This is a genomic window from Sphingomonas montana (assembly GCF_001956315.1).
Taxonomy (GTDB): domain Bacteria; phylum Pseudomonadota; class Alphaproteobacteria; order Sphingomonadales; family Sphingomonadaceae; genus Sphingomonas_R; species Sphingomonas_R montana.
Map to the genome: position 1 here is coordinate 230,931 of NZ_MOLY01000042.1, position 14,944 is coordinate 245,874.

Annotated in this window: 10 protein-coding genes and 1 tRNA gene; 7 read left to right on the forward strand and 4 right to left on the reverse strand. The window is 62.7% G+C overall.

What is annotated here, in order from left to right; all coding sequences use genetic code 11:
- The first annotated feature begins 28 nt into the window (after positions 1–28).
- Both BKY59_RS13340 and BKY59_RS13345 read left to right on the forward strand, forming a co-directional pair.
- Positions 29–3,484: an error-prone DNA polymerase gene (locus BKY59_RS13340; protein WP_076072482.1), complete on the forward strand. Its 3,456-nt coding sequence runs from the start codon at positions 29–31 to the stop codon at positions 3,482–3,484.
- A gap of 215 nt (positions 3,485–3,699) precedes the next feature.
- Positions 3,700–4,374, forward strand: coding sequence for an esterase/lipase family protein (locus BKY59_RS13345; RefSeq protein WP_240500100.1), 675 nt, complete (start codon positions 3,700–3,702; stop codon positions 4,372–4,374).
- Between the two features lie 214 nt (positions 4,375–4,588).
- On the opposite strand, the gene BKY59_RS13350 is transcribed toward BKY59_RS13345, so the two are convergent.
- A complete protein-coding gene (locus BKY59_RS13350) occupies positions 4,589–4,984 on the reverse strand; it encodes an acyl-CoA thioesterase (protein ID WP_076072303.1) in 396 nt (131 codons plus the stop codon).
- Between the two features lie 12 nt (positions 4,985–4,996).
- On the reverse strand, positions 4,997–5,482 hold the full coding sequence (locus tag BKY59_RS13355; protein WP_076072306.1) for a MarR family winged helix-turn-helix transcriptional regulator: 486 nt from the start codon (positions 5,480–5,482) through the stop codon (positions 4,997–4,999).
- A gap of 103 nt (positions 5,483–5,585) precedes the next feature.
- On the opposite strand from BKY59_RS13355, the gene BKY59_RS13360 reads away from it, so the two are divergent.
- The 3 genes from BKY59_RS13360 (at position 5,586) to BKY59_RS13370 (ending at position 8,968) form a co-directional block, all read left to right on the forward strand.
- On the forward strand, positions 5,586–6,677 hold the full coding sequence (locus tag BKY59_RS13360) for a branched-chain amino acid aminotransferase (protein WP_076072485.1): 1,092 nt from the start codon (positions 5,586–5,588) through the stop codon (positions 6,675–6,677).
- A gap of 52 nt (positions 6,678–6,729) precedes the next feature.
- Positions 6,730–6,804 (forward strand) — tRNA-Gln (locus BKY59_RS13365).
- Positions 6,805–6,916: 112 nt separating this feature from the next.
- Positions 6,917–8,968 (forward strand): site-specific integrase, encoded by a 2,052-nt coding sequence (locus tag BKY59_RS13370; RefSeq protein ID WP_076072309.1) that lies wholly within the window; start codon positions 6,917–6,919, stop codon positions 8,966–8,968.
- A 170-nt stretch (positions 8,969–9,138) separates the two neighbouring features.
- On the opposite strand, the gene BKY59_RS13375 is transcribed toward BKY59_RS13370, so the two are convergent.
- Positions 9,139–9,426 carry a hypothetical protein gene (locus tag BKY59_RS13375; RefSeq protein ID WP_076072312.1) on the reverse strand — a complete coding sequence of 96 codons (288 nt, stop codon included), beginning with the start codon at positions 9,424–9,426 and terminating at the stop codon, positions 9,139–9,141.
- 478 nt (positions 9,427–9,904) lie between these two features.
- Here BKY59_RS13375 and BKY59_RS17455 point away from each other — a divergent pair, with 478 nt between their 5' ends.
- On the forward strand, positions 9,905–10,519 hold the full coding sequence (locus tag BKY59_RS17455) for a hypothetical protein (protein ID WP_129586392.1): 615 nt from the start codon (positions 9,905–9,907) through the stop codon (positions 10,517–10,519).
- A gap of 337 nt (positions 10,520–10,856) precedes the next feature.
- Positions 10,857–11,696 carry a hypothetical protein gene (locus BKY59_RS17460; protein ID WP_129586393.1) on the forward strand — a complete coding sequence of 280 codons (840 nt, stop codon included), beginning with the start codon at positions 10,857–10,859 and terminating at the stop codon, positions 11,694–11,696.
- Positions 11,697–12,918: 1,222 nt separating this feature from the next.
- Here the strand turns inward: BKY59_RS17460 and BKY59_RS13380 are convergent.
- The gene (locus BKY59_RS13380) at positions 12,919–14,856 is read right to left on the reverse strand and encodes a M61 family metallopeptidase (RefSeq protein WP_165374856.1); all 1,938 of its coding nucleotides are present in this window, start codon (positions 14,854–14,856) and stop codon (positions 12,919–12,921) included.
- Positions 14,857–14,944: the final 88 nt, after the last annotated feature.

Consider the following 14,944-nt stretch of genomic DNA (forward strand, 5'->3'; position numbering starts at 1 on the left):
CGGCCGCGGGGTCGGGTTCCATGATGCGATGGCGCCGCGTCCTGTGACCGCCGTGGACTATGCCGAGTTGCAGGTGACGACGCATTTCAGTTTCCTGCGCGGCGTGTCGAGCGCGGAGATGTTGTTCACGGCGGCGGCGAACCTGGGGATTGCGGCGCTGGGGATCGTCGACCGCAATTCGGTGGCGGGCATCGTGCGGGCGTGGGAGGCGGCGCGGACCACCGGCGTGCGCTTGCTGCCGGGATGTCGGATCGACCTGGACAGCGGGGAGAGCGTGCTGGTGTGGCCGCAGGACCGCGCGGGCTGGTCGCGGCTGACGCGGATGCTGTCGGCGGGGCGGGTGTCGGAACCGGTGGAGGGGCGGTGGCTGGGCAAGGCGCCGTGCCGGATCGGGTGGGACGATCTAGGGACTTGGAGCGAGGGGCTGATCGGTGCGCTGGTGATGGACCGGACGGACGAGGATGCCGCGCGGGCGCTGGGGCGGATGCGCGACCTGTTCGGTGACCGCGCCTATGCGGCGACCGGATATTGGCGGCGGCCGGGCGACATCGCGCGGATCGACGCGATCGACGGCATGGCGCGTGCCGCCGGGGTGACGCCGGTAGCGACCGGCGACGTGCTGTATGCCGCGCCCGATGAGCGGATGTTGCAGGACGTGGTGACCGCGATCCGCGAGGGGACGACGATCGACGCGCTGGGGTTCCGCCGGGAGCGGCATGCTGATCGCCACATGAAGAGCGCGGCCGAGATGACGCGGCTGTTCCGCCGCTGGCCGCATATGATCGCCGCGACGACCGAGGTGGTCGGACGATGCGATTTCTCGCTGGATCAGTTACGGTATCAATATCCGACCGAGGCGACGCCGGGCATGACGGCGCAGGCGACGCTGGTGTCGCGGTTGCGCGCGGCGGAGGCCGAGCGATTTCCGGAAGGGCTGGGGGCGGAGTATCAGACGCAGATCGCGCACGAACTGGAGCTGATCGAGCAGCAGGGCTACGCCCCCTATTTCCTGACGGTGAACGCGATCGTGGCGTTCGCGCGCGGGGCCGGCATCCTGTGCCAGGGGCGCGGGAGTGCGGCCAATTCGCTGGTCTGCTACATCCTGGGCATCACGTCGATCGACCCGATCAAGCATACCCTGTTGTTCGAACGGTTCATTTCGGGGGAGCGCAACGAGCCGCCCGACATCGACGTCGATTTCGAACATGAACGGCGCGAGGAAGTGATCCAGTGGATCTACGAAACCTACGGCCACCATCATGCCGCGCTGACCGCGGTGGTGACGCGGTTTCGCGCGCGCGGGGCGGTGCGCGAGGTGGGCAAGGCGCTGGGTTTGCCGGAGGACCTGACTGCGGCGCTGGCGGGGCAGGTATGGGGGTGGTCCGCGGAAGGGGTGGGGGAAAAGCATGTCGAGGCGCTGAACCTGGATGCGGGTAATCAGCGGATCGCGCTGACGCTGGAGCTGGCGCGGCGGCTGATCGGGACGCCGCGGCATCTGTCGCAGCATCCGGGCGGGTTCGTGCTGACGCAGGATCGGCTGGACGATCTGGTGCCGATCGCACCCGCCGCGATGGCGGACCGCCGCGTGATCGAATGGGACAAGGACGATATCGAGACGCTGAAGTTCATGAAGGTCGACATATTGGGGCTGGGGATGCTCGGCTGCATGCGGCGCGCGTTTGACCTGCTGGAGAACAAGACGGGGGAGCGGCTCGATCTGGCGTCGCCCGTGATGCAGGAGGATTGCACCAAAACATTCGCAATGATCTCGCGTGCCGACACGCTGGGCACGTTCCAGATCGAAAGCCGCGCGCAGATGAGCATGCTGCCGCGGCTGAAGCCCAAGGAATTCTACGACATCGTGATCCAGGTCGCGATCGTGCGGCCCGGCCCGATCCAGGGAGACATGGTGCACCCCTATCTGCGCCGGCGGGAGGGCAAGGAGCAGCCGGAATATCCCAAACCCGAGCTTGAGGCCGTGTTGAAGAAGACGTTCGGCGTACCGCTGTTCCAGGAACAGGCGATGAAGGTGGCGATGGTCGGCGCGCAGTTCACGGCCGCGGAGGCGGACGGCCTGCGCCGCGCGATGGCGACGTTCAAGATGACCGGCGGGGTCAGCCATTACATGGACAAGATGATCGAGGGGATGGTGGCGAACGGCTATGCCCGCGAGTTCGCGGAGCGCACGTTCAAGCAGATCGAGGGGTTCGGGAGCTACGGGTTTCCGGAGAGCCACGCGGCGTCGTTCGCGAAGATCGCCTATGCGTCGTCGTGGATGAAGTGCCATCATCCGGACGTGTTCTGTTGCGCGCTGCTGAATGCGCAGCCGATGGGGTTTTATGCGCCGGCGCAAATCGTGCGGGATGCGCGCGACCACGGCGTGCGCGTGCTGCCGCCGTGCGTGAATGCGAGCCGATGGGATACGGTGATGGTGGGGGAGGAGCGTGCTCCCTCTCTCCTTCTGGAAGAGGATCGGGGTGGGGGGCTTGGCTTGAGGGAACCATCTTCCCAAGCCATCGCCCCCCACCCAACCCTCCCCCCGGTGGGGGAAGGGCTTTTGGGCTTCTCTGAGGAGCGGCCTTCTCAGGGCACTCCAAAGAGGGGGGTGTGTATGTCGCCGCTGCGCTTAGGTCTGCGCCTAGTCGCGGGTCTGTCGAACAGCCACGCGGCGGCGATCGTGGCGGCGCGGGGGGAGGTGCCGTTCACGTCGATCGAGGATGTGTGGAAGCGGTCGGGCGTGCCGGTGGCGGCGCTGGAGAAGCTGGCGGCGGCGGATGCGTTCGCCGGGCTGGGGCATGACCGGCGGCAGGCGTTGTGGCGGGTGCGTGGCCTTGGCGAGGCGCCGCTGCCGCTGTTCGCGCATGCCGACGCGCGGGAGGAAGGGCGCGAGCCGACGGTCGTGCTGCGCACGATGAGCGAGGGGCGCGAGGTGGTGGAGGATTACCGCACGCTGCAACTGTCGCTGCGCGCGCATCCGCTGAGTTTCCTGCGCGAAGAATATCGCCGGCGGGGCTTGCGTACCTGTGCCGAGCTGGACCGGGTCCGCGACGGAACGCCGGTGGAGGTGGCGGGCATCATCCTGATCCGCCAGAAACCGGGCAGCGCCAAGGGTGTGCTGTTCCTGACGATCGAGGACGAGACCGGGATCGCCAACGGCATATTGTGGCCGCACAAGTTCGAAGCGCAGCGCCGCACCGTCCTGTCCGCCGCGATGATCGGCATCCGCGGGCGCGTGCAGCGCGAAGGCACGGTGATCCACGTGATCGCCGACCGGATCATGGACTATACCGACGATCTGCGTTCGGTGGGCGAGATGGCGTTTCCGCACCGGCCGGGGCCGGGCGACGGCGCGACGCACCCGGGCGCGCCCGACCGCGGCGACGCGGGCTGGACGCCGAAAGGACGGCGCGACTATCACCGCCCGTTCCGCGACGGGGCCGATCCGGAAGAGGTGATCCGGGTGCAGACGCGGGACTTTCGTTAGAGAGTGGGGCCTGCGCACCGACCGGCGCTCAGGACAGGCTTCGACAGCGGCTCAGCCCCTCCGCAGGACTAACGGGTAGGGTGGGCTCGGCAGGAATGGCGCTTCTTCCGAACCGAACGGGTGGTGTGATGGAGGGCGCCAAAGTCCCGTCTGGCTCACACATCGAGCCGGCATCATCACTTTCGTTGCGCTCCATGACCGCGTAAACGGCGGAGATGCGTGCTCCTTCGACCCGTGCCATGATTGCCGAACTCGGCGTGCCGCTGGCATGGGCGCGGGGACAGGTGGCGTGGCGCGGGCTGGCGCGGGCGTTGCCGGGGGACGGCCGGCCGGTGCTGGTGCTGCCGGGGTTCCTGGCGGACGACGGCACGACTGCCACGCTGCGGCGGACGCTGGCGGCGGCGGGCTATGTGCCGCACGGCTGGGCGCTGGGGCGCAATCGCGGGGTCAGCCAAGCGTTGCTCGATGCGATGCTCGCGCGGCTGGCGGCGGTGACGCGCGACCGGCCCGCAGCGGTCGTCGGATGGAGCCTGGGCGGGCTGTATGCGCGCGAGATCGGCAAGCGCCGGCCCGACCTGGTGGAGCGGGTGGTGACGCTGGGTTCGCCCTTTTCCGGCGATATCCGCGCGAACAATGCGTGGCGGATGTACGAACGGATCGCGGGACATGCGGTGGACCGGTTGCCGATCGCCGCGGCGCTGGCCGAAAAGCCGCCGGTGCCGACTTTCGCGCTATGGTCCGCACGTGACGGGATCGTCGCGCCGGCCGCATCGCGCGGACGGACGGGGGAGGCGGACGTCGCCATCGAAGTCGCGTGTCGGCATGTCGGGTTCACGTCCGATCCGGCGGCGTTGCGCGCGGTGCTGGAGGTTCTGCGCCGGGCGGTTTGAGGGGCGCAGGTGCTTGGTTGCACTGCTGGCATGTGTTCGTGCGAGCCGGGGCGGGGCCTTCTTTCAGCGGCATTTTTGCGGTGCCGTTGGCTTCTCGGCTTCGCTCGAAGGGTCCCTCGGCTTCGCTCGGGATGGACGGTTTTCGGCTTGTCGTCCTGAGCGCCCGATTAAGGGGAGCAGGCGCTCGTTCTATCCGCCCACACCCGCGCTGCCATCACGCCAGAAACGGCGCGATCACTGCCGAGGGCACGCGCAGCGGGCGGCCCGTGGTGCGGTCGAGGATCGCCCAGGTGGTGCGCGCGCGGACGTGGACGCGGCCGTCCGCGCCGCTGAACTCCATCAGCCGATCGAACTTCGCGCCGCGCGGCGCATCGGCGACCCAGGTGGCGGCGATGACGGTCTCGCCCGATTTCAGCGCACGCAGATAATCGATCTCGTGGCGCACGATCAGCCACACATAGGCGTCGTGATGGCCGGGGGCCGCGACCGCGTGCCAGTGCGCGGTGGCGACATCCTGGATCCAGCGGACCCAGACCGCATTGTTGACATGGCCCAGCTCGTCGATGTCGGCCGGTGCCGCGGTGATGGCCCGGGTGAAGCGTTCGGCCATGTCAGTTCCCCGTCATTCTGCGGTACCCAGCCCGGCGATCCGCGGGCGATCGGCCGCGGGGATCAGCGCCTCCAGCACCGCCCAGAACCCGGCGACCGCACCCGGCCCGGCATCGCTGTAGGCACGGCCGAGCTTGGCGCGCAGCAGGCCGAACAGCTCCGCCTCCAGCGCGGCCCCGATGGGGGTGAGGCGCAGCAGCCGTTGCCGCCGGTCGCTGGTGCCCGGCCGGGTTTCGATGAAACCGCCAACGGTCAGGTCGTTCAGCACGCGGCCCAGCGACTGCTTGGTGATGCCCAGCAGGCGGAGCAGCGCGCCCACGCTCAACCCCGGCCGGCGCGCGGTGAAATACAGCACCCGCTGGTGCGCGCGGCCAAGGCCGTGGACGGCCAGCGCCTCGTCGATCCCGCGATACAGCTGCCCCTGCGCGAAATGGACGAGTTCGATCCCGCGCCGGATTTCGGCTTCGCGCAGGAACAGCGGGGATGCGGCGGCGGGCATGTTGATTCCATCTGGCAGGCGGCCTAACCGGACGCAACCGGCAAGCGGGCCGCCCCCGTATGACCGTACCGCCGATCCGCCCGCCGCCACCACAGGAGCCATGATGACCGAGCCGACGTTCCGCATCGAACCACATGCCGCCCCGGTCGATGCCGGCACCCGTTCGGGCATGCTGGTCGATCCCGGTTTCGGGCGGGTGTTCACCGATCATATGGTCGTCATCAACTACAAGGACGGGGTCGGCTGGCACGATGCGCGGGTGCAGGCGCGCGCGCCGATCCAGATGGATCCGGCATCGTCCGTGCTGCATTACGCGCAGGAGATCTTCGAAGGGATGAAGGCGTACCGCACGCAGGACGGCGGGGCCGCGCTGTTCCGCGCCGATGCCAATGCCGCCCGGTTCGCGCGGTCGGCCGAACGGATGGCGATGCCGGCGCTGCCTGAACCGCTGTTCCTGGAGTCGGTGCGGCAGCTGGTCGCGGCGGACCGCGACTGGATCCCGGGGCAGGAGGGCGGCGCGCTGTACCTGCGGCCGTTCATGTTCGCCAGCGAAGTGTTCCTGGGCGTGAAGCCATCGTCGGAATATTTCTACATGGTGATCGGATCGGCGGTCGGTGCCTATTTCAAGTCCGGCACGCCCACCGTGTCGCTGTGGGTGTCGGAGGATTATACACGCGCCGCACCCGGCGGCACCGGGGCGGCCAAGTGCGGCGGCAACTATGCGGCCAGCCTGCTTGCGCAATCGGACGCCATCCGCCGCGGATGCGACCAGGTCGTGTTTCTCGATGCGGTCGAGCGTCGCTGGGTCGAGGAACTGGGGGGGATGAACATCTTCTTCGTGTTCGACGACGGATCGCTGGTGACGCCGCCGCTGGGGGGCACGATCCTGCCCGGCATCACGCGCGACTCTATCCTGACGCTGGCACGCGACATGGGGCTGACGGTGCGCGAGGACCGCTATGCGATCGACCAGTGGCGCGCGGATTCGGTGAGCGGGCGGCTGCGCGAGGCGTTCGCGTGCGGCACGGCCGCAGTGGTGACGCCGATCGGCACGGTGCGCAGCGTGGACGGCGATTTCAAGATCGGCGACGGTGCCGCGCCCGGCGAACTGACCCTGCGGCTGCGCACCGCACTGGTCGACATCCAGCGCGGGCTGGCGCCCGACCATCATGGTTGGGTCGAAAAATTGTTCTGATACCGGCGGCCTCTTCCATCGCCGGTCCGCACAGCTATAAGGCGCGGCACGTTGGGGCGTCGCCAAGTGGTAAGGCAGCGGCTTTTGATGCCGCCATGCGCAGGTTCGAACCCTGCCGCCCCAGCCAAACACTGAGTTTCCTCAGCCAAGGAACGTGAAACCACGGTTTTGCGTCACCGCGGCCGGCTTCAACCGTCACAGTGGCTACACTTGCTACCAGTGGGTGGAGCCAGTGTCTGATGCCAGCAATCGAAAATGTTACCCGCCGCGCCGCCGTCTATTGGTGGCGGCGGAGGATCCGCTTCGTCGCCGCCAACCTCGATCCTATAACCATTGCAACAACGGTCAGCCTGCTCACGAAGGAACAGGCGGTCGCCCGGCGCCGCGCCGCGGCCATGACCGGACGGAGCGAGGGTCTGCGGGTGAGCTTGTATGAAAAGATCAAACAGGACGGGCTGACTGCCGAGCAGGTCACTAGCCTTCTACAAACGGAGATGGTCCAATATCGCAATATGCTGGCCTATCAGCATAGCGCTATCCAGGCCGACGGCGCTGGGGACGTCCAGCTTCGGCTGTCGCAGATGCTACGCATCTACGCGGCTCTTAACAACGATTTCGCCATGAACGGCTTCAGCGATTATATGGGCATCGACTATGTTGGCGGGTTCGACCAACGTTTTGCCGGCCTCGACGACGAAGCTCGGGAACATCTGAGCGCCATGTTGAACCGGGCGGGAGATCTTCCCGCAAGCATGCTGGCTGAAGCGCGTGACCTGCTTGGGTCAGTGAGGCTGGCAGTCACCGACGATCGCCTTGAGAATGCGCGACGCGTAATGTGCGAGGCACGCGCAATGATCGCGAAGGCCTATGACGAGCCATCGGCTCGGTCGCTTGCCGACACATTAAGCGTCGTGGCAGCACTGGTGCGTGGCAATCCGCTGCAAACGCAAGCAACGCTCGCACTTCCCACCGCCGTCACGTTGCCTATCGTGGCAACACCGAATCCGCTGTCCGGCCGTACTGTTTGTGATTTATCAGAAGAGCAACAAAGGTTTGCGGCCATGACTGCCCTTGAGGCAGTCGACGAGTATTTCCGCGTCAAACCGCAAGCTGGCGGTAAACGCGACGGCGACAGTGCAATCAAGGTCGGCAAGAACAAATCTCAACCCAAGGTTTGGGGGACGAGCCAGCGTCGCCAGTTCCGCACTGCCGCCTTTCTGTTCGGAAAGTCGGCCGTTGGTCAGCCCATGGCTGCAATGTCACAAAACGACTTAAATGTCTTCTATGATCATCTCACCCGGATGCCCACGTCGCACCATAAATCGCCGCGGCATGAGGCCATGCCCCTTGAGGCAATATGTAGCCAGGCGCTGATAGATTATAAGGAGGACGACAGCTTTGGTATCGGGCTCGATGTTGGTACCGTCAATCGCCATTTCGCCAATGTGCAAAGGCTCTCCAAATGGCTTGCTGCCAAGACGCCGATGCGAGCTCTCGATTTCTCGGACTTTATACTGGAAGAGGAGGATCGCGATCAGCGCGACGAGCGCGATCCTTACACGATCGAGCAGGGCTTAGAGCTTTTCAAGCTGGGTATTTGGACTGGAAGCGCATCATTAGAAGATCGATACCACCCCAAGTCCGGGGATAGTATCTGGCATGACGCGGCATATTGGGTTATGGCCTTAGTTTGGTACTCAGGCATGCGCCGCGAAGAATGCTGCAAGCTTCTGATCGACGATATCGGCGAAGAGAATGGTATTACTTTCTTCAACATCCGGAGCACGGTCGCCGGTAGGGTTAAGACGGCGAGAAGTGTGCGCAAGGTTCCCGTTCATCCAGAGCTTATCCGTCTTGGATTTATAGAATACGTCGCTGCTATGCGGGTGGCAGGCGAGACATGTCTTTTTCCGGACATCATGCCAGGCCGCAGTGGCCGTAAACAAGGAGACGTTTTTTTTAAGCAAGTATGGCTGAAAATTAAACCCTGCCTCCAACAGATTCGACCAGGGCAAGCGGTCCACAGCGGACGTCACATGGTTAGTACAGAACTCAAGATCCTTCAGACATTCGAGGAGTTCCGAGCGGATCTTCTTGGTCAGGTGTTCGGTGGTGAAAATGCTAGCCGGTATTCCGGCGCGACAAACCTCGAAATTTTGGTTGATGTCGTTGTTCGTATTCCGAATGTCACTTCGCATATATCGAACTGTAAAGACATTCGTCTTTTACCTGATAGCTTACGTAAGGCGCGACCAGTTCGCGAACATTTTGGTCGCCGGGAACGTATTTAATGTCACCGGTATATATTCGCGGTCTAGCAATATCGGGATAATGGTTATCCGGACTATATTCTGAAGCTGTTAGAATCCACGCGGATGTCATCTGAGCAACAAGGATGCGTTTATTATACGTTATTTGCACCATTGAGTCGACCGCATGGATAGGCTTGTAGGCAGAACCGCTACAGACGGATCTGGGCGGGATGACAACCAGCGTACCCGCCGTCCTTCAGTTGATCGACCAAGAGCGCGACGAGGGCAGAGTACAGCTTGACCGCTTCGATGCCGGAACTGCGCGATGCCAGACGCATGCGCGAATTAATGTTGACCCTCACGTAGTGCAGAACTCCGCCTGTGATTGGTGGATCACGGTCAAGTTGCGTTGAGGCACCGATGACGGTTTCTCCCGTTGGTTCGGCATCGGCATCGGCATCGGCATCGGCATCGGCATCGGCACGGCCACTGCCCATCGCACTGTTGCAACAAAGGCGATCCGGGCTGGATGGCGTTCGTTTGGGCCAGCTACCCTCCAGATTGACATAGTCGTGACGGTGTCGGCGACAGGATCGCGTATTGCGGCAGGAGACCGGAAGACAAAACGGTAAGGCGTCACCCCGGAGCGGACCTAGCGCTGGAAGTGGAGCAGACGATCCGCCTCTAAATGATTCCCTGTTTCCGAAACCGCTCGATGAAGCATGCCATCGGGCCCTGAGGGATGGCGCTCCGAACTCAACGTTGACGGCAGCCGCTTAACCAATGCCAGCGGCGTCGGTGAACAAGAAGCGAATTCTCCAAGGGGGCTGGCCTCCCTTGCGGTCGGCACAGCCGAGTGCGCGCCGCGCGCATCAGCACTGCGGTGTGCTGTTTCAGTGCGAAGCAGGGGTGAGGGGAAAACCGGAGGCCGGGCCCGGCCCCGTGCGCTTCGCGTAACAGTCATGGAGTTAAGAAATGATTAAGATGACCGAAGAAATGCAAAATGCCGCCTATGCTCTTAAAGAGCTTTCCGCTTCGGACCCAGCGGTTCTATCAAATATGATACGCCATACGGCTGCTTACGGGCGGATGCTCCGCGGACGCGGAGATAACGCTCGCCGCGCAGGGGAGCCGCAAATTTTATCAGGTTTTGCGCTTAGCGAAGGTGAAGACCGGCTGTTTGGCAAACTCGTACGCCATAGCGCCACTGATCTTCTATATCTTGAGTTTGACGTCGACGATGCCGCCGCTCCCGCCCTCGCACTGCACCTTTTCAGCAAAGAAGCCGATAACGTAAGGCATTACGCGAACTGCCGCCTGTGGTCGCCGACGAACGGCGGCCGCGCCCTTGTCGTTCCCGTTGGGGCCGAACATGTCTTTCACTTCGTTTTCCAATCCGAGGAGCCTCTCAAACCCGTCATCGGATCATTGCCAGGGAATCCGGAGGCCGGGTTTCGTCGCGCCGATACACGCGTAGCTCGGCTTCTGTCGTCCGCTGATCTGTGCGACGTGCACCGGACCGGGTTCGTGAGTCGCCTCCACAACGAGGGGCAGGACATCTTTGGAAGGACTACGCGAGCCTTCGGATGATCCCGCATCGACCGGCCTGCGGGCCGGTCGATGCGGATCACGCACTTCCGTCAAAAGATGCCCAATCGTGACCGTCATCGGCTGACGCATTGGATATCATCTATCACCTTGCACATGCACGCTCACCGCAACAATCAAGTTTGGCGGTAAATCCTCGCGTATCGGTGATTGTGTATCTGATGATTTAGGATGTGTAATTCGACCGCAGCGAGCCTCAGTTTTTCTATCACCCGATTTATTTGAACGTCACTTAAAAAAGAGGTTGGCGGCAGGGGGTGGCCGATCCTACCAGTAAAGAGTGTTGTTTTAGAGACAAACGCAGACAGGATAGAAACCGATGCTGGCGGCAGGCGAGAAGATGACGATGAATGAGCGAGCGCGGCGCCGCTCGACTTCCTGCATTAGCCGCGGCAGCGCCGCTAAGCTTCACCATGCCTGGCGCTTCATAGATGAAGTCAACGGAGGTACGCAAAGCGGACAGGCGCTGGCCAAAGCCTCCCAAATGCTTGGTATGAGCCTCAACGTGTTCATAACAATCAACTACGGGAACACGACATCAAAAGTTGATCGGTTCGATGAACTGCGCCGTGATAGAATTGCACCGTGGCTACGCAAATGTTCTATTAAATTGCGACGGCAGATCGCGCCGACTTACGTTTGGGTACGGGAAAATGTCGCGGGCTCGCATGTTCATTGCGCTATTCACATCCCCGTCGAGCTTATGGTGGAGTTTCTCCATCTTTTACCTCGCTGGATATCAAGCCTTGAAAATCGCGTTGAAGGGGAAAAGTGCCGTTCGTCGAGCTTTGCCCCCGCGTCGCTAGCCGTGGTACAAACAAAGCCGGTGACCAAGAGTGTTGGGCTGCGGCGCTATTTCCTCAAAGGCATAGATCCGAATTGGCAGAAGCAGTACGGCGTCCAGGCGATCTCTCAAGGAATCGTCGACAAGCGGCGGTCCGGTTACAGTCGCAACCTCGGTCCGACTGCTCGAAAGCGCGCTGGATACCGATCAGGCCCAGTGCCGAGCCGAGTGTCGGCATATGCCCGTAGTCAACGTGTAGCCCGCTATCTTGCCGCTTTACAGAGCCAAGATGTCTCCAAGTTCGTATCCAAGCCGCCATCGGTGAGCCCGGACGCTCCGTCTAAGCTGGGGACGAATACCTCGGCACCGGAATAGCTGTGGTCGACGCGCTGCTCCTAGCCCTCCATCAACATTATGTTCGCTTCCGCGGTACTACCAACGCGATATCGGCGGTTTCGGGCGCTATTACTACTCGTTTAAAGTCGCTTGCCGACAAAGGTAAGGGCTGCGCTACGGGGCAAAGTGAGGCAGGCGGACGCCTATGCGCTTTGGCAGGTGGCAAAAGCGTGACTGACCGACGACCACTTGCGTCGGCGCGCTCAGGCACACAGATGACCGCGCCGATGTTGTTTGACACCCCGACCACGGCCGACTGGCTCCTTGCCTCACCGTCTTTACGTAGCTTGCACTGTCGGGCGTCTGCGAACCGGCACTTTTGTATAAGCAAGCCGGACCGCGCCATCATAGATATCGACCAAGCCGTCGGCAAGAGAGCATGATCCTCAGATAAACGCCTGACGGGACGGCGTCCACGGATCTTTCAGTTGCGTAGTTTCCGAGGGTCATCGGTGGCGAAGCTTTCGCGTAGTCGAGAGGCTCCCTTGCCGCCGGCACGCGGGAGCCCGGGGCAAGATCTTCCGCCGCCTGTCCAGCCGTGCTGCTCAAAAGATCGGGACCCGATATGAACGTACAGGAGCGAATGGAATCGCGGGACGGGCGGCACGCCGTTATTCTATGTCATCCTAATCCGGGTCACTTTAACCATGCAATCGCCATGCGCTACTGTGATGAGGTCCGTGCGGCCGGGTAGGAGGTCGTTGTGCGTGATCTTTATGCCATGCATTTCGACCCGGTGCTTAAGGCGGTGGAACGCCGGACCCTGGCCGGAACAAGCCTGGCATCCGCGCCGTGTTGAGACCTTTTTGCAAGCTTCGCCGTGTCCACTGTGCCTAATATTCGGAGCCAGCCACGCCCTGCCGTAACAGAGCTCCTTGGGGTTAGTGAACCCGCCGCTTTCAATGCTATGGAAGGTCGCGTCGAGGATAACATAAATTATTTCTCCACAATTGTAGCTGCGTAGTAGGCGGTTCATTCAATTCGAACGATACTTCCCTGTATTTGGAACGCTTCGTTGTTCAACAGCAAAAGCTGTGTGGTTCATTTGATCGGCTTTATCCATATTTATGCTGCCATGAGTTGGCTATGCCGAATGTCGATATGTGATGGCAGCGATACGGAACCCGGCGCGTTGAAACTCCAAATTTGAAGACACTGTCGCTTCGGTAATGCGGCCCCGACCTGCGGGCGTCGATTGTCGCTACCGGGCAGTGAGGATCTCATTCAGCCGGGGACGGGTGCCGACGATCGGTTCGAGGTGTGGGAAGCGATGACCCGCATCATAGTTCACCGTCACCTCGCGTGGGCGGGATTGTGACCGCGCCTTGACCGTTAGCGTAAACGGACGCGCGCCACCCTGCGAGGCAGCCACCGCATTACCGATCCCCGTTTCATCGTAGGCCTGCCCATTCACGGCCTGAATCAGCGCGCCCGCCGTCAATCCGGCGTCGAAGGCCGCGCTGCCCCACATCACTTCCTGCACCGTCCCGCCCGCGGCGATGGTCAGCCCGATCGAGAAACGCAGGTCCAGCTGTCCCGTCTGCGCATCGTAGCTCCTGCAGAAGTCGGTGCGATGATCGCGGTAGACGAGGCGGTAGCCGCCGCGATCCAGCCCTTCGAGCGGTGCGCCTTCCCTGCGGCGGTGCAACTGGGTGTCGAGGAAGGCGGCCCAGTCGTGCGCGACGACATCGTTCAGCGTGCTGACGACCTCTTCCAGATCATAGGTCCGCGTCGTCATCCTGCCGTCGTTCATGCCAAAGAACGCGCGCGCGAAATCGTCGAGCGACTTCTGGTCGCCGGACGCCTCACGGATGAGCGTATCCACTGCCAGCCACATCAGTTGGCCTTCGGAATAATAGTCCTCGTTGCGCTGCCAGCTGGGCCAGGGGAGCGGTGCACGGCCGTTGATCACCGGGTCCTCGGTCGTGTCGGCCATCGTGCGCCATAACCCACCTGGACGCACATCGTAGGTAGCCGCAATCTTGGCGAGCGCCTCCAGCGACGCGGCCATTGACCACAGGCCTGCGCGAGCCGTGAGGACATGGCCCCAATACTGGGTCTGTCCCTCGTACAGCCACATCAGACTGTTGCGGATCGGGATCTCGAAACTGGGTGTCCACGAGTCCGCGCCCCGGCGGAACTTGCCGTTCCAGCTATGCGTGAATTCGTGCGCGAAAACGTCACGCTTGGTCCGGTTCTGTTCCCACTGCCTGAAATAGGACGGCGGCGCGACGATTTCGGCCGAACGATGATGTTCGATCCCGCCGCCGCCCAGTTCGTCGCTGAGCGCCACGAGGAAACGGTAGCTGTCGAAATGGCGGGCACCGAAGAGCTTGTCCGCCTGCGTCACCAATGCGGCATGGAACGCCACCTGCTCCGTGGTGATTGCGAGGTCGGCCGGCTGATGGGCGAACAGGTTCATACGTACCGTGCCCTGCGGATCGATCATCAGCTCGTGATGATGCCGTCCCGCCATGACCGGCGAATCAACCAGGATATCCAGTCGCACCGGCGCGAAGGTAACTGTGTCGCCGTCTTGCACATGGGTTTCCAGCACCGTCGCGTACTGCCAGCCCTTTGGTAGCTTCACGCGGGGCCGCACTGTAATACGGCGGGTGAAATATCCGGCGGGATAGAGCAGCGCACGACCCCATTGCAGGTTCAGAATGTCTTCCGTCACGACGACGTCGCCCTGGGTCGATGTCGTGGGCGACAGGAACTGGAAGCTGATGTCCAGCACCGACGTGCCGTCCGGTACGTCTATATGAAACGCGTAGACCTCGACCGGATCGCGCCGCCAGTCGAGCACGAGATTGCCGGCCCTGATCTCGAGTCCCGCGAACAGCTCGATCGGGTTCTGCGGCGAATGATAGCCCGGCATCCACTTGGGATAGAGCAGCGTCATCCGCCCGCTCCGAAGCACTGGCATAAGGAGCCGGGCCAGAAAGATACCGCGAACGGTGTCCGAAGTATCGATCTCCAATTCGAGGACGCCGGAATATTCCACGTCCTGCGGTGTCACAGTCCATGTCCCCTGGCCGTTTGGTCCTGGCAGCTGCGGCACAGTTACGGGCACATCTGACATGGTCCGGTCGACTTCGGGAACGGGATTGTCTTGCGTGTCGGAATGGTAGCCCATCGTGACTTCCCTCATCCGCGTCCAGCGCTCTTGCCGCCGCGCCGTCGATATTTGTGCCGTCCTACCGACTCTCCAACTGCCGGCAGGT

What these genes read in the sequence shown, in the direction of transcription:
- BKY59_RS13355 (WP_076072306.1), bottom strand. Translation starts at nt 5,482, where the DNA reads ATGCCCGCCGCCGCATCCCCGCTGTTCCTGCGCGAAGCCGAAATCCGG.
- BKY59_RS13380 (WP_165374856.1), bottom strand. Translation starts at nt 14,856, where the DNA reads ATGGGCTACCATTCCGACACGCAAGACAATCCCGTTCCCGAAGTCGAC.
- BKY59_RS13375 (WP_076072312.1), bottom strand. Translation starts at nt 9,426, where the DNA reads ATGGGCAGTGGCCGTGCCGATGCCGATGCCGATGCCGATGCCGATGCC.
- BKY59_RS13370 (WP_076072309.1), top strand. Translation starts at nt 6,917, where the DNA reads ATGCCAGCAATCGAAAATGTTACCCGCCGCGCCGCCGTCTATTGGTGG.
- BKY59_RS17460 (WP_129586393.1), top strand. Translation starts at nt 10,857, where the DNA reads ATGCTGGCGGCAGGCGAGAAGATGACGATGAATGAGCGAGCGCGGCGC.
- BKY59_RS13345 (WP_240500100.1), top strand. Translation starts at nt 3,700, where the DNA reads ATGCGTGCTCCTTCGACCCGTGCCATGATTGCCGAACTCGGCGTGCCG.
- BKY59_RS17455 (WP_129586392.1), top strand. Translation starts at nt 9,905, where the DNA reads ATGATTAAGATGACCGAAGAAATGCAAAATGCCGCCTATGCTCTTAAA.
- BKY59_RS13350 (WP_076072303.1), bottom strand. Translation starts at nt 4,984, where the DNA reads ATGGCCGAACGCTTCACCCGGGCCATCACCGCGGCACCGGCCGACATC.
- BKY59_RS13340 (WP_076072482.1), top strand. Translation starts at nt 29, where the DNA reads ATGGCGCCGCGTCCTGTGACCGCCGTGGACTATGCCGAGTTGCAGGTG.
- BKY59_RS13360 (WP_076072485.1), top strand. Translation starts at nt 5,586, where the DNA reads ATGACCGAGCCGACGTTCCGCATCGAACCACATGCCGCCCCGGTCGAT.